Here is a 17,985-nt window from a genome sequence, read left to right as displayed (position 1 = left end):
GTTATTCACATAAATATTCTTAATATTAGTTACACACCGATACCAAATGTGCTTCATACACCTATGTACAAGTAAAAGTCGTTCTTCCATACTTTAAAGGTTAACCAAATCTAAAGACTCTCTGAATGTTATTGCAAAAGTGTCTTTAATATCCTGATAATAAATAGGAGTACACCATGCCAAATTCTAATAAAACTGATAAAACCACTAAAATGGCACCGAAAGATATCAACCAAGATGGTCTGGCTGAAAAAGACCAACAGCGCACCGATGAATGCGCTCTTGATATGATGAAAGGCTTACATGATCATGAAAATCATGAAGAAGAAGATGAAGAGTAGTGAACTCCTACCTTTTTAATGGTTTATACAAAATATCTTAAGTAAAGAATGTCTCAGATAAAAAAAGCGCTTATCATCTTGGTAAGCGCTTTTTTCTAGGTTGGCGTCGTTCTGGTAGATTATCTGATGCATGGTTATATAAAAATGCCGCCGCCAACACAATAGTGATGGGTACAAATAAAGCACCATAACCGATTCTGGCGTATAAAAAAGCACCAACTGCGCCGCCACCGCAAAAACAATACCAAATAATAGCTTGGAAACCGAGCGTGGGCTTACTGATAGGGCGACCTGCCAGCCAATTGCCGATTGTAGCGCCCATATCTGATGTCAATCCTGTCAAGTGCGTGGTACGAATAACTGCGCCGCTATACGTCGCTACCATTGCATTTTGCAATCCGCAAGCCATTGCAGCGGTTAATTGACCGAGATAGTCATGCTCTTTATATAAAAAATAGCTGATAAGCAGTAGGGTCGCTTCAAGATATAAGGCACTACCATAACGTCTGCCCAGTTTGAGCGACTTTTGCCCAATGATATAGCCACTCAAGATTGCGCCCAGCAAAAACGACAATAGTGATGCGCCAATATAAAGGATACTGCGCCCGTCAAAATGCGCCACAGCGGCAGCAAACAAGCTTACGTTACCTGTTACATGCGATACCGACAAATTGGTAAAGCCCATCAGTGCTGCGGTATTCACACAGCCTGCGCTAAATGCCAATACTGCACCGCCCCAAAATATCCATCTGGGAAGTCTGGTAATCATACTCGCCACCTATGTTCTGCTATTAAAATCCTACTACTAAAGCATCTACTCTCAAAAGCTTTGCTACTGACAGCCTTTTTATTAAGAATGTTAAAAACAGAAGCTAGAGGAACCAAAAGCGCTATTATACGCTGATGTGACTCATATCTGGGAGCAACAAAAAAGGCAGCCCATAGGCTACCTTTTTATAATGATTAACACATTGCTATTGATACTTTGCTATTAATATATAAGTACTGTCAGTTAGCACTGTATCCTAGTTAATATATTATTTCTGATTAGGAGTTACCGCATCCATCATCATCAATTGTTCGCTAATGGCAACGGTATTGAACCCAGCATCAACAAACATAATCTCACCTGTGATACCAGATGCCCATGGTGACAATAAAAATAGAGCCGCATTACCGACTTCCATCTGAGTAATATTACGCTGTAACGGAGCAATTTTTTCACTGATATCTAGCATTTTGCGGAAAGACTTAATGCCACTTGCTGCTAATGTGCGAATAGGACCGGCTGAGATAGCGTTCACACGAATTCCCTCACCGCCCATCGACGTCGCTAAATAACGGACACTTGCCTCTAAACTAGCTTTTGCCATACCCATGACATTATAGTTTGGTAAGACCGAAATACTACCTTCATAAGTTAAGGTCAACATAGAACCGTGACGCATGGCTAATAATTCGCGCGCTTCTTTAGCAAGGGCAACAAAGCTATAGCTTGAGATATCATGGGCAATCTGACTGCCTTCACGGGTAGTCGCTGAGGTAAAGTCACCATCTAACTGATCCATCGGTGCAAAGCCAATAGCATGTATCACACCATTAATACCGTCGCCCCAATGCGCCGTTACTTGCTCAAAGCAGGCTTTGATGGACTCATCCGATGCCACATCGCACTCAAGTACCAAGTCAGCTTCAAAATGCTCAGCTGCCATATCCACACGTTTTTTAATTTTATCATTAGGATAGGTTAATATTAATGAGGCACCTTCGCGATGCAAAGCTTCAGCAATTGCCCAAGCAATAGAAAGTTTACTGGCGATGCCGGTCACGACAAAGCGTTGTCCTTGAAGTAGCATAATATTTCCTTGTTAGAGGTTTGAGGCGAGTATTTATTATTAATAACAGCAGTTTACTATAAATAAAATCTATCCACTACTGACATAATCCGGACAAAAAGAGCTGTCTTATTATACACGAAACAAATTAAGTAAACACTCGTAAACTATTACCGCTTTATTAACAGACATTGGCTATTAGATAGTGCCATCGAATAGTGTCCAATAAAACATACGGTATTAGGGATAGCAGTGTTAAGTTGCCCCATTTTCAAGTATAATCTTACCCCTTCCAAGCTTGCACGGTTTTATATAAATCCTTTACAACCGTTGTTTGTAAACAAGGATTTAGCGTTAAGCGATACCCACATTTTGGATGGCTGCCAAACTTATGAGTAACACCCCAATCATAGCAACAGATTATCAAGAAAGCATCGAATCTTATCGTCAATTGATCGGCTCAACCGGTGAAGATTTAGAGCGCGCCGGTCTTATAGATACGCCAACGCGTGCGGCTAAAGCATTTGCACATTTGACGCGCGGTTATTGCCAAGATTTAGATGAAGTGGTAAATGATGCCCTGTTTCCATCGACCAATCGTGAGTTGGTGTTGGTACAAAATATCGAATTTTACTCGTTATGTGAGCATCATTTGCTACCGTTTCATGGCGTGGCTCACATTGGTTATTTGCCAAACGGGCAAGTTTTAGGCTTATCTAAATTTGCGCGTATCGTGAATATGTTTGCGTGTCGTTTGCAAGTACAAGAAAACTTAAGCGAACAAGTGGCGCAAACGATTATGGATGTAACAGGCTGCCGCGGCGTTGCGGTGGTTATGGATGCCGCGCACATGTGTATGATGATGCGTGGTATTAACAAGCAACATTCAACCACGCGTACGACAGCAATGCTTGGTGAATATGTCCATGACAACCAAGCGCGTAATGAGTTTTTGAGCGCTATTCCGAAACGCCAACCTGCATTTTAATACATATTGGCTATTCACCAGTATAAAAATATCAGAATCAAGAAAAGGACGCAGTGGCGTCCTTTTTTATGGTGCATGGTTTAATATAAAAGACTAAGAATCATACATTAATCAAGAAAAGATTAGCGGCAGTTTTACGAGAGCTCTTATGCTAACGACCCAACATCATATTAGACCGTCTTGGCTAGCCAGTCACTGGCGCTTGCTTGGCAGTTTAATAATAGGTGCCATGATAGGTTTTGCAGTAGCGATAATAGAGGCTGGGTCTTTAAGCACCAGTTTTATCATCGGTTGGGACAGTGCAGTGATACTCTATATTATCAGCATCGTGGTCATGATGCGTAACAATACCTTGCATAGCCATTTAAACCAAGCGCACGAAGGTAAAGCAATTATTTTAGCGCTGATTATAGTGGGGAGTTTAATTTGTTTGTTGGCTATTGTTGCGCAAACACAGATTGGCAAAGATTATGCCGGAACGGCACGCCTGCTGACCATCATATTGACCGTCGTTACTATTTTTATCACTTGGTTTATGATACAGATTATTTTTGCACTGCAATATGCCTATTTATACTTCGCTAAACAGCGTAAAGGGGCGCTAAAGCCGTTTATGTTTCCTGAAACTTTGCTAGATAATGACCTTGATAGTAACCAAATAAGTGAAGAAGATGAAAAGTTGAGTAAAGATTCTAATAACCAGACTAATAAGCCGCACAAGCCAACAGATAACGTTAGCTTTGAAGACTTCTTTTATGGTGCAGTGGCGATTGGCACTTCAGGTCAAACCGCTGATATTGCTTTTACCTCAACTGCTGGGAGGGCGCTTGCAACCTTACATAGCATTGTCGCATTTGTATTCAACTTAGTTATCATTTCATTATTAATTAATATTATTGCCAGTTATTTATAATAAGTTCCTTATAACAAGTCTTTTATAATAAGCCCCTATAATCAGCTATCCGTAGCAGTATTAACTAAAACACAAGGGTGATACACAGCCCAGTTGCTTGTTGATCGGAGCCTGAGATTAAGGTAGATGCACCCATAAAGACATCAATATTTGCTTGCTGGCAGATGGTTTTAACAATAGAGAGTCCTAATCCTGTCCCTTCTATTTCATTGCTTCTATCTATGTTACTTTCTTTTTCTATCCTAGTACCTGTTTCTAGCACAGTTATTTTTTCTGCATAATTTTTTGTTAAATTAGATTTTGCAACGCTGTCTGAACGCGCTGTATTACTCGATTTTTCCATCAAATTTTCTGCGGTTGATACTGTTTGACTTAACCTAACAAAGGGCTCAAAGACGCCGTCATAATCAGTAGCAGCAATACCCGCACCCGAATCCATGATTTGTAATACCAGCGTACCAGCCAATGTCCCTGCACCGGATAATTTATGTGGCTTTCCTGAGTGAATCACCTGCGTACCAAAGTTCGCATAAGGGTTTACTGCAGTAGTTTCTAACGCATCGATAGGGTTAGGAAGATAAAACAATCTAATAGCCACTTGTCCGTTCTTTGGTGTATAAACAATGGCATTTTGGACAAGGTTTTTAATCAGCATTAATAAGACCGTTTCTTCTACTGCTACTTTAGCATCAGTATCCAGTTGAACGCTCAGCGCTATATTTTTATGATCGGCAATAGGAATCAGCAGCCCAATAACCTGCTCTATGACCTCATTGACTGCAACCGGTGCATACTCAGCTTGATTAATCATCGTCATATTGCCAGCACGAGCAAGCGTTAGTAGCTGCTCGACCAGTTGCTGATTACGCTTTAGGCGAATAGCAAGCTTTGTTAATCCTTCCGCCATTACTTCATCCTTATTAATGCGTTGCAAGCGTTGCAGTTGTAAGGAAACCGCAGTCAATGGCGAGCGCAACTCATGCGCGGCATCAGCAATAAAACGCTGCTGACGCTCGATACTAATTTTCACTAAGGCTAATAGACGGTTTAACGATTGGGCTAATGGCAGAAGTTCAGTTGGCAGATTATTGATAGATAAGGGACTTAGATCACTTTCTTGACGGCTGTTAATCTCACTATGCAGCTGGCGTACAGGTTTGAGCATCCGCCACATGATAAAAGGTAGCAGCACCATCAAAAATGCCATGGCAATAAGTAATGGCAAAAAGGCTTGCATAGCATTGGCTTCAGCTAAATCTTCTTGAAACTCAGTACGCTGACGTACAATGATGACACGACTCTCATGGTCACTGCGATAAACGCGCCATTTTTTATTATCTATCGTTTGGGTACTGATACCTGCGGGTATTAATGCAAGATTTTTTAAACTAATATCATCAGAGCTGATATTGTTAACATTAATATTGGTATCTTTAAGACTGGTATTTTTAAAATCGCCATTATCGGGCTCTTTATTGCGCTTTGTCTTATTCTTTTGCGGTGATTTATCTGTTTTTGCTGATGTCCATGCCTTGTTAAGCACATCAACGGTGATACTACCTTCATCCTCATCGGTTTCAAAATGGATTTTCTTCTTCTTTTGTAGCGGGCTAGCATCAGAGTCTTTAATATCAATTGTTTGTTCCAGTAACGCTGACATACTTTTAAGATTGTCGTCTTGAAAGTCATTAAAATCCTCATAACTATACCAAAATCCATACCCACCAGCGACTATTGCTAACAATAATAGCGTTAGCACTGACCAAAAAATCAGCTGAAACTGCATGGATTTAAAGTGTTGGCGGACAGGCAGCATGGCAGGACTCTTTAAAAATAAATAATAGCAAGCAACGTCATTACATATGGAAAGCATATTAACGGTTACCGTTAGCTGCTGTTATTAGTTACTATTGCTAATATACCAACCTAGACCTCGAACATTTTTAATTCTCTGTTGCCCTATTTTTTTTCTAAGACTGTGAATTAAAAACTCAACGGCATTGCTTTCAACCTCGCCGCCCCAGCCATAAAGGGAGTCTTCCAGCTCAGTTTTCGACATCACTTTTTCAGGCGAAAGCATGAAAATGTTAAGCAGCATATATTCTTTTGCCGTCAAATCGACAGGGCTATCATCCATAATTACGCGCTTGTGCGTGGTATCCAGTTGTACATTACCCACAATAAGCAAATTGTCCGCCTGCCCCTGCGCACGACGAATTAGCACTCGCATCCGCGCAAACACTTCTCCGAGCTCAAAAGGCTTGACGACATAATCATCTGCGCCTGAATCCAGCCCTGCTATCCTATCTTTGACCTCATCACGGGCAGTAATAATTAAGACGGGCGTTTTAATTTGAGCATGCCGAATGGTATTCAGTACGCCCATGCCATCCACCTCAGGCAAACCTAAATCTAATAAAACAATGTCATAAGGCTGCACTTTTAGGGTCAAAATAGCTTGGCGACCATCTTTGACCCAATCGACGATATACGCCTCATCTTGCAAGGCATCACTCAAACTTTCGCCAATCATCTCATCATCTTCGACCAGTAACACTCGCATCAGACAGCCTTATTGTTATCGCTTATTATTATAGATAGGATACGTCCAGCAAGTATACCGCTTCCCACGTTACGTATTAACAATGTTACGTATTAACAATTATATATATCAAAATCTAGATAAAATTTTATGCGCGTTATCATTACTATTTGAAGTTTAGTTAACATTAAGCAGCCTTATCAGCGACCTTTATAGGATTAGTGATAAGCGCGCCAGTTAAACTGTCAACTACCATCTTATGTAATTGCGCGTCTTGAACCACTTTAACCTTATAAACAGACTTACCATTGTCACCATCAAACTCTGCTTCAACAACAGTCCCACTAATGGTTTGTTTTGCCTGCTCAAGCGCCTGTGTAAGACTTACGTTCGCCTGTTTCATGGCACTATATTCTGCTAAACCTTTAGTCTTTAAAGCTTTTTGCTTAATGGTTAACACATTACCGGTATTGGCATCGATGTTAACTTCATGCGCGATACCTTGTGCAATGATACTGATTTCATATTTCCCATTAGCCTGCTCATTACTTGGCTCAAACTCCGCCTCAATCACATCGCCTTTAACCATATTATTAGCAACTACCAAGGCTTGTTCAAGCGTGATTTTCTCTTTTTTATTGACTATAGTGGCGGCTGGTAAAGTGGCGATGGGCGTCGTTTGCTCGACGGCATTAGCCATATTACTAACGCCGGCAACGTTGAGTATCATAAGGAATAGGTGATTGAGCATGGTTAAAGTGGACATAAGTAATACTATCTCTTTTTTGTTTGCTGGTTACAGCGCTTATCTGTTATAAGCCGCTGGGGTGATGATTCCATCATACAAAACTAGACATAGGAGAAACTTAGCGTGACACTAAGATTATATAAGCGCGGAAAATATAACTACCGAAAATTTGATGTGGATATTCAATCAATAGAATTTAACTAAACTGAGCTAAAAAATCTAAACTATAACAGTCCTGCTTGCAATAAGCGCTGTGCATAAGGATGCTGAGGCTGATTGAAAACATCTTCAGTGGCGCCCGATTCGATACAGATGCCATCTTTGAGTACCATAATATGCTGACATAATGCACGGACGACTTTTAAATCATGGCTGATAAATACGTAGCTGATATCTAATTTTTGTTGAATTTCACGGAGTAAATTAACCACGGTCACTTGTGTGGTGCTGTCAAGCGCCGAGGTTGGCTCATCTAAAATTAGCAAGCGCGGCTGCATGACGAGGGCGCGCGCCAGTGCTACGCGCTGACGTTGACCACCAGATAACTCATGTGGATAACGCTCTATAAAATCGGCAGGAAGGTGTACGGTCTGTAAGCTATCCAATACGGCTTTAATCCGCGTTGCCTTATCGATTCCTTGTACCAATAAACCTTCTTCGATAATTTGCATGACGGTCATGCGCGGATTGATACTGGCAAACGGGTCTTGAAAGACCATTTGGATTTGAGCGCGGAATTGACTCAGTGCTGTTTTAGACAGTTTGGTGATATCTTGACCGTTTACCAATACTTGTCCACTAACACGCGCTTGATTGGTCAAAAGCTGACTCAATGCCAGCGCAATGGTCGTCTTACCAGAGCCTGACTCACCAATAATGCCCAATGCTTGCCCCGTGTATAGGTGCATATCAATATCTGTTACCGCATCGAACCAGCGCGTGGTAGTGCCAAAGAAGCTTTTTTCTATAGAGAATTTTACTTGTAAATTGTTCACCTTTAGCACTGGTGTTTGCTTTTCTACAGCGTCATTATTACTTATATTAAGCGCCTGACCAAAGTCTTGATTCATTAGTGTGCGGGTATATTCTGCTTTAGGATAGCTAAAAATTGCTAAGGTGTTGCCTTGCTCAATAGTCTGTCCTTGGCGCATCACAATAATCTCATCACTATAACGCCTAACAAGATTGAGATCATGGCTAATTAAAATCATTGCCATATTGCGATCACGCTTGAGCGTATCAAGTAACGTTAGAATCTCATGCTGCAAAGTCACATCAAGAGCAGTGGTCGGCTCATCAGCAATCAAAATATCCGGCTGCTGCGCCAATGCCATAGCAATCATCACGCGCTGACGTTGACCACCGGACAGTTCATGTGGATAACGGGATAATTTATCTTCTGGATTACTAATATTGACGTCATGTAAAAGCGCTATCGTTTGCGCATGCCACTGTTTTTTTGGAATACCATTTAAACGTAGGGATTCCGCAATTTGCTTTTCGACAGTGTGTAGCGGATTGAGCGCGGTCATCGGCTCTTGAAATACCATCCCAATACGCTGACCACGAATCTCCCGTAGCGAGCGATTACGGGTGCTATCATTTGCAATCTGGAGACTGCCAACACCTACCAGCGTTACTTCGCCGTTAATCGTCAAACTCTCAGGCAACAGTCCTAATAACGCCAAGCTAGCAATGGATTTTCCTGAACCGGACTCTCCTACCACCGCCAGCGTCTGTCCAGATTTTAGCTCATAAGATAAATCATCAACCAATAACGCGCCTGCTTGCGTTGTAATACTTAGGTTAGCTACCGTTAATAGTGTGTCTGTTAACACCATATCTGTATTTAACGTCTTATCATTGGCACTATTTTCGGATTTGTTAGCCGCTCTACTATTAAATTTTGACGTGGTCATATTAAGAGCGCCTCGGGTCAAACGCATCGCGTAGCGCTTCGCCAATAAAAATAAGGAGTGATAATACCAAGGTCAAACTAAAGAATCCGGATAACGCCAGCCACGGTGCATCAAGATTATTTTTACCTTGTACCATAAGCTCCCCTAGTGATGGCGAACCGGGCGGCAAGCCATAACCTAAAAAGTCTAGGGAAGTCAGGGCAATAATATTGGCGGTAAGAATAAAAGGCAATTGCGATAAACTCGATGCCAGCGCATTAGGCAAAATATGTCGTAGCATAATCTGGCTATCCGCCACTCCTAGATTACGCGCCGCACGGACATAATCGAAGTTACGCGCTCGTAAAAACTCTGCTCGCACCAATCCAACCAAGCCCATCCAGCCAAATAACAGCATCATGCCAAACAAGACAGTAATACTTGGGCTAAACAAACTGACTAAAATAATAATCATAAACAGCTGTGGCATGCCGCCCCACACTTCCATAAATCGCTGTCCTGCCAAATCTACCCAGCCGCCATAGTACCCTTGAATCGCTCCAACGATAATACCAATCAGCGCTCCAGCTATCGTTAATGCCAAGCCAAATAACAACGACACACGCAACCCGTACAAAATACGCGCCAGCACATCACGCCCCATATCATCCGTGCCTAACCAGTTTTGGCTATTAGGCGCTGCCGGATACGGAATACCTAGCTCGACATTAGGCGTTTGATCGGCGAAGGGAATGGGCGGCATGACATAATAGCCCTGCGCGTTGATAAACTCTTGCACCGCAGGGTCTTTATAATTGGTTTCAGTCTCAAAAATACCGCCAAATGCGGTTTCCGGGTAGGCTTTTAGCACTGGAAAATAATAACTACCGTCATACTGCACAACAAGGGGTTTGTCATTGGCAATCACATTAGCCACCATACAAACGAAAAAAACGAGCGTAAAAACGATAAGTGATATCACTCCTAAGCGATTGTGACGAAACCGATTAAGCCGTGCTTGCCATATCGGATTTAAACGGTTTTTTCTAGTTGCTGGTGGCGTTGAGAGTGGTGTTTGTGGTGGCTGAGCATTAGATTTATTTAACCCATTAGTCATCAAGGGTGGCTGAATACTTGACATTAGCGACCCTCAAAATCAATACGTGGATCAATCAGATGATAACTTAAATCACTAATTAGCTGTAATAGCAAACCAACCAAAGTGAATATAAATAGAGTACCAAAGATTACTGGATAATCGCGCTGCTGAATCGCTTCAAAGCCTAGCAATCCAAGTCCATCCAGTTTAAAAATAATCTCAATCAAAAAGTTACTGGCAAAGAATATACCGACGATAGCCGCAGGAATACCAGCAATAATAATCAACATCGCATTGCGAAACACATGACCATATAACACTTGGCGCTCGTTTAATCCTTTAGCGCGCGCCGTCAATACATACTGCTTACCCAGTTCTTCCAAAAAGCTAAACTTGGTTAAATAAGTCAATCCCGCAAAACCGCCTACCGTACTTGCTAGTAGTGGTAATGCTAAATGCCAAAAGTAATCCTTAACTTTACCAAGCAGTGATAATTGGTCAAAATTCTCAGAGGTCAGCCCTTGTAGCGGAAACAGATGCCAATAGCTACCACCGGCAAAAAACACCAATAATATTACTGCAAACACAAATACCGGAATCGCGTGCCCGACTGCTAACAGCATTGCTGTGGCTTTATCCACTGCTGAGCCATGATGCATCGCTTTATAAATCCCCAGCGGTATCGCAATTAAATAAATAAGCAGTGTACTCCATAGCCCAAGTGAGATAGATACCGGTAGTTTTTCGACAATCAACTCTGTTACCGATTGTCCTTTAAAAAACGATTCGCCAAAATCTAAACGCGCATAGTTTTTTAGCATCAACCAAAAGCGTTCAGGCGCAGATTTATCAAAGCCATATTGCTTATTAATTGTCGCTACCATATCCTCAGACAGTCCGCGCGTTCCTTGGTAAGTACTACTAGTACCGGCACTACCCGCACCGACACTGCCATTGACGGCATCATATTTCGCACTTTGTTCAATAGATGCAATTTGCTGTTCAACAGGACCACCCGGTGCCGCTTGCACAATTACAAAATTAGCCAGCAGGATTAAAAATAGCGTCGGTAATATCAATAACAACCTTTTTAAGATATAACGACCCATCATGTTAGCTTCCTAGCAGGCAAGAATAAAACAAAAATTAATGTAAAAACCTATTACCTAAAAATCATTTTTCAGCGATCGTAAAGCGGTAAACACGGTTAACGGCTTATCGTCGACAAGTGGCAATTGTGCCTTAACACCACTGATAACACTGAGCACATCTGCCCGTAAAAACACATTCGCTGCTCGTTCATGCGCGAGAGTTACTGGCAGCGTGGGGATGCCTTGCGCGGTCTTTTCTTCAGCTTGTAGTAATGCTTGCTGAATGGCTATATTTTCAGGCTCAATCGATAGACCAAAACGCATATTACTGGCAGTGTACTCATGTGCCGGATAAAGTAGCGTTTCAGCAGGCAAACCGTTCAAGCGCTTAAAACTGTTATATAACTGCTCTATTGTACCGGTAAAAACACGACCACAGCCGCCACTAAATAGCGTATCACCACAAAAGCAGTGCTTACTTCCCTCAATATCTAAAACATAAGCCATATGGCTGGCAGTATGCCCAGAGATATCCCACACTTGAGCTGTGCATCTCCAAGCATTGACCTTACTGCCATCTTTAATTGTTTGGTCTTCATCAACGTTGTGCTCACTATGCGCAACAAGATGGGTCATCGGAAAATGCTCTTGTAACTCAGCTACTCCACCAATATGATCATGATGATGATGAGTCGTCCAAATCGCCGTTAACTCCAATCCTTGCGCCTCTAAATAGTCGATGACTGGCGCGGATTGCCCGGGGTCAATGACAATGGCTTGTTTGTTATTATCATTAATCAATGTCCAAATATAATTATCATTAAACGCTTTAATCGGGTGAATATGGATACTCATATTAAATCCTTAGCAAAAATTATTTTTGGTGGTTTATATTAAAACGTTAAAAAAGCTGGCTCGACTATACTCATATCACTTTTAAAAAGCCCTAATCATACCTTAATCTATAATGCTTATAAAAATAGCTTATTGTCCGAGATATTTATCAACGCGTGCAGCCGCTTCTTTATCCACCCACCAGTAATCAACACCAACCGCATTAGTAGGCAGTTTTTCAGCATGGCGATATTGATTCCAGTAGGCGACATTGGTGGAGGACTTACCATATAACGGTACCAGATAATAACCAGCACGTAGCAAGCGATCCAATACATGAGTGTATAAAATAATCTCTTCTCGACTTTTGGCATCACTAAGTTTGGTGATAACACTATCAATGGCAGCATTTTTAATACCAATGGTATTATTATTACCTGCTTCATCAGCGGCAATACTGCCCCAAAATGCTGATTGCTCTGCACCGGGAGATAAACTCTGTGCGAATACATCAACAGTCATATCATAATCAAAATTACGCATACGCTCATAGTACTGAGGTCCATCGACTTGGCGTAATTTTGCATCGAACCCCAAGCGTTGTAAATTACGAATATAAGGCAGTAATACCCGCCCCATCGTATCGCCGGTCATTAGAATCTCAATGTCGGCACGTTTACCGTCTGGCTGATACAACTTCATATCTTGATAATAAAATCCAGCCTCTAATAATAACTGTCGTGCTTTTAACAATCCTTGACGGTTAAAACCACCGCCGTCACTAACTGGTAGTTGCCACTCATCCAACACTGCTTGGCGTTGTAGAGGTTCAAGCTGGGTTAATAAAGGCTTAATAATTTGCATCTCAGCAACCGATGGTATACCCGTCGCAGCAAGCTCTGAACCATGGAAAAAACTTTGCAATCGCTCATATTGACCATGAAATAAGGTTTTATTCATCCATTCAAAATCATAAGCCGCCGTTAAGGCTTGACGCACTCGAATATCTTGAAAAATCGGTCGGCGTACGTTCATCACCAATCCTTGCATGGGCACAGGATTTTCACTGGTTATTGACTCTTTATTAATCAAGCCTGCTTTAACCGCGCGAAAATTATAAGCCGTCGCCCAATTTGAAGCTTTGTTTTCCGGACGAAAGCGATATTGACCCGATTTAAAGCCTTCAAAGGCAATCTCATCACTTTGATAATAAACAAACTTAATCATATCAAAATTATAGCGACCACGATTAACCATCAACTCGCGCCCCCAATAATTGGGGTCGCGTATATATGTCACTGAGCGCCCAACATCGACACGCCCGAGCTGATAAGGACCACTTCCCATCAAAGGCGTTAAGCTTATTTTCTCAAAATTAGCATCAATAGAGGATTTGGCAAAAATAGGAAACTGCCCGACCGTCAGCAGTATTTCTTTATTGTCATCGGAGGCAAAGATAAATTTTACTTGGTGCTTATTCAGGGTCTGAATCTCTTTAATATCACTCAAATAGCTACGAACAAACATCGGACCCTTAGTCAATAACGCCTCATAAGTTGCTTTAACATCGCTACTGGTAACTGATGAGCCATCCCAAAAACGCGCGGCAGGGTTGATATGATAAATAATCCAGCTGCTATCATCAGGATCGTAAGTGACGCTCGTTGCCAGCTGCGGATACATGGTAAAGGCTTCATTTAATGAGCCTGTCATCAAGGTATCATATAGATAGTCGGTGCCAATCATCGCCACACCAGTCGTCATCCATTTATTTGCCGTATTAAAGGTGCCACGCGCATCAAGTGATAACGTGCCACCTGTTGGCGCATTTGGATTGGCGTAAGGCATAAAGGGCGCGTCAACATACTCAGCCGTACTATTATGCCCAAGCGCAGTCGTTGTGATGGGCGCTGCCATAGCAGGCGATATCGAGCTTAGCGCGCAGCTAAAGCAAATGGCAATAAAGAGCTTATTTTTTATAGGCATTATGATAATAATAAACCTGTGGTTAGGAACAACAATAGAATCATAAGAGCAATTTACAAAAATTTATCATACCAAACTTAGCTTTTTTAACCTAATGCTTTGCAGTAATGAACTCAGGTAAGTTATTTTGAGATAAAAAAACGCCACTATTTTAGCGACGTTTTTATTTATGAAAACAACTACTCTTGTTATAGTTTTAATCTTAAGCGTATTTTTTCTCAAAGTCTTGCATAAAGTCTACTAATAACTGTACCCATTCAAGCGGCACTGCATTATAGATACTCGCACGCATACCACCTACATCGCGATGACCCTTTAGATTAAGCAAGCCTGCTTTTTCTGATTCTTCTAAGAACACTTTATCAAGGTTACTATCAGCTAAAGTAAACGGAACATTCATAATAGACCGATGATTATGCGCTACTGGATTATTATAAAAGGCGCTGTTATCAATGGTATCGTACAGTAATGTCGCTTTTTGCTGGTTAATTTTACCAATAGCAGCAACGCCACCTTGTTCTTCTAACCAGTCAAACACCAAGCCTGCAAGATACCAAGAATAAGTTGCCGGTGTATTGGACATCGACTCTTTATCTGCTTGATGCTCATAATTAAGCAGCATTGGACACCAGTCACTAGCACGACCTAATAAATCCTCACGGATGATAACAATGACTAATCCTGCAGGACCGATATTCTTTTGCGCCCCTGCGTAAATCATACCAAACTTGGACACATCAATCGGCTGCGATAAAATACAAGATGACATATCAACGATAATAGGTGCATCAACTTGTGGTGGCTCAAATATTTGCAAACCGTGAATGGTCTCGTTGGCGCAATAATGGAAATAAGCCGCATCGCCGCTAATGTTCCACTCATTTTGCGCTGGTACATCAGTAAAGTTATCGCCTTTACCCGTCGCGACTAGGTTAATCTCACCTAGACCTAGCGCAGCATAACGCTCTGCCTCTTTTATCGCCTTACCCGACCATGCGCCTGTAGTTAGATAGTCTGCGCGTCCACCATTTAATAAATTCAAAGGAATGGCTGAAAACTGTAAACTTGCGCCACCTTGTAAAAACAGTACTTTATAGTTATCTGGAATGTCCATCAACGAGCGCAGCTGAGTTTCTGCTTTTTGAGTAATGGCCACATAATCACTGCTGCGGTGACTCATCTCCATTATCGATAGACCGCGACCCTCCCAATCAAGCAGTTCTTGTTGGGCACGTGCTAAGACAGGCGTAGGAATAGCTGCCGGACCTGCACAGAAATTTGGTAAGCGATGTGCCGTAGTCGTTGTGGTCATAATCATTATCCTAAAGGTGGATGAGTAGCAAAAAAGATGCATCAATTGATAAGATTCTAAACAAGCTCCTTACTTTAAAGGAGTATGTCGTGTAAGGCAACACCGCTGAAACATCATTAGAACACTACTAATAGCGGCTAGTTTGACACCTTTTCCCACAAAATACGTTTTAAGCCAGCATTGCCCAGTATTTCATCTAATGTCGGTACGCTGACCATATTAGGATGGTGCAGCCCATCTGGTAATGTGGTCAGTGCGGCAACGTGGATATCTTCGCGTCTACCTAGCTTAAAAATGTAACCGGCTAGACTGGCATTGGCAAGCTCGGCGGTATCCATGCCCGCACAAATAGGAAAAGAGCTGGTCTCACAAGAGAGTGATAATGCTTGAGTAATATTCTGCCACAACTTTTGGCTGACGCTGGTTAGTGCTTGGATATCGACCAATAATACCCAATTGCCATAACGCCCTCCTTGTAAATCAAATGGTATTACTGTCGCTTGACTATCATCTGCTTCTTGATTACCGAACTTATCTATTAATGAATCTACGAGTGGCTCTACTACTTGTGATACATGAGATAGCGTGTCAATACTGTATGTTTTTTCTGCCGTTTGATTCGGGTTAGTATCATCGGTAAGATTAACCGGACTTTGTAGCGCCGTGTTTAAATGAGTTTCTGAGTAATGTGTTGGGATATTTTCGTTCAAGGACGAAATAGGAGAGCCGGATTGCAATTCTTGTGATTGATGGCTCAGAGATTGATTCGCTGGCGATTGAACACGAGTTTGCTCAGCATTTAAAATATGCGTATCTGTAGTTATATTATCATTTAAAGTAGCTTCTGGCAGCACCATATCTGCCATATTTATCGTTGGCGAGTCAGCTTGCACCCATTGCGGTATGCCCATCATCGCCAATATCTGACGCTGCTGCATTTGCCGTTGTCTTAAGATTATATTGTCTTGAACATCACTCATTAGTGCACACTATCCTACTTATTTATCACAACTTAGTTGTCTATCGTTATGCTCACAAAGTGTCGATTCGTGATATTTAACATGACAACATCAAAGGTTCTGAAAGTTATAACCAATACGTATTATAAGCTATTTAATCACTACCCTGCTGCCTCTTATCTTTAATATAGCCAGTCGCTGTAAGTACGCAATAGATCTTTTCACTATTAAACATGAACACTAATCATTGTCAGTATTCAGTAAATACACCATGCAAAAATTGAACAAAAAAAGTCCTTACAAATGAAGGACTTCGTACAGAAAAAATCTTAACTATTCTTAGGAATTACCAAATACTAAGCATTACCAAATTTCAGGCAAAAAAAAGCGACTCCATCAGCACATCCTCGGCACACATTATAATTATTACCGTTGCTACCTTCCGGTCCTGGCGGGGTTCATAATTCAATGTTGCGAGGCTACCAATGGAGCCACCAGTCGCAAATTATACAAGATTTTTGCAGTATTACAACCCCTAAAGCAAAATTGTTTTCTTAGAACGATGTAGAATCTAGCAATATGCTGACAAAATTGTTACAACATATTATTTAGAATTTGCTATTTTAGCCAAATAATCAACAAAAACCTATTTCATTGCCGTTCTTATTGAGGAGTTTATCATGAAAAATGCTCTACTAAACAAAGCACTCATGGCATCTAGTGCCGCCTGCCTTCTTACCTTTGTTATGACAGGCGCACAAGCCGCCCCAACCGGTTATGATCAGCTCAACTTTCAGACGGAAGTAAAAGAAGAAGTGGCAAATGACGAAGTGCGTGCCAGCCTTTATAAAAAGGCTCAAGCTGCCGATGCCAAAACGCTGGCGACACAGCTTAATACCACCGTCAATAAAGCCTTAGCGATCGCCAAACGCTATCCGAGTGTGACGGTCAGTACCGGACAGCAAAGCACTTATCCGCGCTACGATAAAAATGACAAAATTATCGGCTGGACGGGACAAGCCAATATAGACATAAAAAGCACTGATTTTGCCGCGACCAGCCAGCTGATTGCAGCACTGCAAGAGACGCTAGTGATGGATAATCTTAACTTCGGGGTTTCAGATACTAAGAAAAATACGATTGAACAAAAGCTAATGACAGACGCCTCACGCGCCTTTCAAAACCAAGCAAAAAATCTAACTCGCGCTTGGGACGCACGTAGCTATCGCGTGTTAACAGTCAACCTTAATACCAACAATAATAACTATCCACGCCCAATGTATAGCAGTATGAATATGAAAGCAGAAGCGGCTGACGCGTCCGTACCTCGTCAAAGCTTTGAATCAGGTAATAGTACTATTTCGGTTACTGCGGGCGGTACGATTGAATTGACCAAATAGCAATAAAGGCAATCGCTAAATATAGAGATTGCCTTTATT

The 17,985-nt window shown here is 41.7% G+C and carries 16 protein-coding genes and 1 other RNA gene; 4 read left to right on the top strand and 13 right to left on the bottom strand.

Features of this window, described 5'->3' with window-relative positions; genetic code table 11:
• The first annotated feature begins 176 nt into the window (after positions 1–176).
• Complete coding sequence (locus H2245_RS05485) at positions 177–341, top strand: hypothetical protein (protein WP_182406384.1); 165 nt, start codon at positions 177–179, stop codon at positions 339–341.
• A 73-nt stretch (positions 342–414) separates the two neighbouring features.
• Here H2245_RS05485 and H2245_RS05480 read toward each other — a convergent pair whose 3' ends face one another.
• Both H2245_RS05480 and H2245_RS05475 read right to left on the bottom strand, forming a co-directional pair.
• On the bottom strand, positions 415–1,110 hold the full coding sequence (locus H2245_RS05480; RefSeq protein WP_182406383.1) for a YoaK family protein: 696 nt from the start codon (positions 1,108–1,110) through the stop codon (positions 415–417).
• 268 nt (positions 1,111–1,378) lie between these two features.
• Complete coding sequence (locus tag H2245_RS05475) at positions 1,379–2,197, bottom strand: enoyl-ACP reductase (RefSeq protein WP_182406382.1); 819 nt, start codon at positions 2,195–2,197, stop codon at positions 1,379–1,381.
• Positions 2,198–2,567: 370 nt separating this feature from the next.
• Between H2245_RS05475 and folE the strand changes: the two genes are divergently transcribed.
• Positions 2,568–3,164, top strand: coding sequence for a GTP cyclohydrolase I FolE (gene folE, locus H2245_RS05470; protein WP_259365095.1), 597 nt, complete (start codon positions 2,568–2,570; stop codon positions 3,162–3,164).
• 148 nt (positions 3,165–3,312) lie between these two features.
• Complete coding sequence (locus H2245_RS05465) at positions 3,313–4,077, top strand: DUF1345 domain-containing protein (protein WP_182406380.1); 765 nt, start codon at positions 3,313–3,315, stop codon at positions 4,075–4,077.
• A gap of 64 nt (positions 4,078–4,141) precedes the next feature.
• Here the strand turns inward: H2245_RS05465 and H2245_RS05460 are convergent, their stop codons facing one another.
• The 11 genes from H2245_RS05460 to ffs form a co-directional block, all read right to left on the bottom strand.
• Entirely contained in the window at positions 4,142–5,893 is a 1,752-nt protein-coding gene (locus H2245_RS05460) for a histidine kinase dimerization/phospho-acceptor domain-containing protein (RefSeq protein WP_182406379.1), read from the bottom strand.
• An 84-nt stretch (positions 5,894–5,977) separates the two neighbouring features.
• Positions 5,978–6,640 (bottom strand): response regulator, encoded by a 663-nt coding sequence (locus tag H2245_RS05455; RefSeq protein ID WP_182406378.1) that lies wholly within the window; start codon positions 6,638–6,640, stop codon positions 5,978–5,980.
• A 166-nt stretch (positions 6,641–6,806) separates the two neighbouring features.
• Complete coding sequence (locus tag H2245_RS05450) at positions 6,807–7,385, bottom strand: PepSY domain-containing protein (protein WP_182406377.1); 579 nt, start codon at positions 7,383–7,385, stop codon at positions 6,807–6,809.
• Positions 7,386–7,591: 206 nt separating this feature from the next.
• Positions 7,592–9,208 (bottom strand): ABC transporter ATP-binding protein, encoded by a 1,617-nt coding sequence (locus H2245_RS05445; RefSeq protein WP_182406568.1) that lies wholly within the window; start codon positions 9,206–9,208, stop codon positions 7,592–7,594.
• A gap of 79 nt (positions 9,209–9,287) precedes the next feature.
• Positions 9,288–10,406 (bottom strand): ABC transporter permease, encoded by a 1,119-nt coding sequence (locus H2245_RS05440; RefSeq protein WP_259365094.1) that lies wholly within the window; start codon positions 10,404–10,406, stop codon positions 9,288–9,290.
• On the bottom strand, positions 10,406–11,473 hold the full coding sequence (gene yejB, locus H2245_RS05435) for a microcin C ABC transporter permease YejB (RefSeq protein WP_182406566.1): 1,068 nt from the start codon (positions 11,471–11,473) through the stop codon (positions 10,406–10,408). Before yejB ends, H2245_RS05440 begins: the two co-directional genes overlap by 1 nt.
• A gap of 57 nt (positions 11,474–11,530) precedes the next feature.
• Positions 11,531–12,310 (bottom strand): hydroxyacylglutathione hydrolase, encoded by a 780-nt coding sequence (gene gloB / locus H2245_RS05430; protein ID WP_182406376.1) that lies wholly within the window; start codon positions 12,308–12,310, stop codon positions 11,531–11,533.
• 129 nt (positions 12,311–12,439) lie between these two features.
• A complete protein-coding gene (locus H2245_RS05425) occupies positions 12,440–14,275 on the bottom strand; it encodes an extracellular solute-binding protein (RefSeq protein WP_182406375.1) in 1,836 nt (611 codons plus the stop codon).
• A gap of 202 nt (positions 14,276–14,477) precedes the next feature.
• Positions 14,478–15,587 carry a 3-phosphoserine/phosphohydroxythreonine transaminase gene (gene serC / locus H2245_RS05420; RefSeq protein WP_182406374.1) on the bottom strand — a complete coding sequence of 370 codons (1,110 nt, stop codon included), beginning with the start codon at positions 15,585–15,587 and terminating at the stop codon, positions 14,478–14,480.
• A gap of 137 nt (positions 15,588–15,724) precedes the next feature.
• On the bottom strand, positions 15,725–16,567 hold the full coding sequence (locus H2245_RS05415) for a hypothetical protein (RefSeq protein WP_182406373.1): 843 nt from the start codon (positions 16,565–16,567) through the stop codon (positions 15,725–15,727).
• Positions 16,568–16,937: 370 nt separating this feature from the next.
• Positions 16,938–17,034, bottom strand: an RNA gene (gene ffs / locus H2245_RS05410) — signal recognition particle sRNA small type.
• A 192-nt stretch (positions 17,035–17,226) separates the two neighbouring features.
• Between ffs and H2245_RS05405 the strand changes: the two genes are divergently transcribed.
• A complete protein-coding gene (locus H2245_RS05405; protein ID WP_182406372.1) occupies positions 17,227–17,946 on the top strand; it encodes an SIMPL domain-containing protein in 720 nt (239 codons plus the stop codon).
• Positions 17,947–17,985: the final 39 nt, after the last annotated feature.

The sequence above is a fragment of the Psychrobacter sp. GP33 genome (assembly GCF_014119005.1).
Taxonomy (GTDB): Bacteria; Pseudomonadota; Gammaproteobacteria; order Pseudomonadales; family Moraxellaceae; genus Psychrobacter.
Note: the sequence above shows the minus strand (reverse complement) of the source record. Positions and strands in the feature narration are given on the sequence as shown.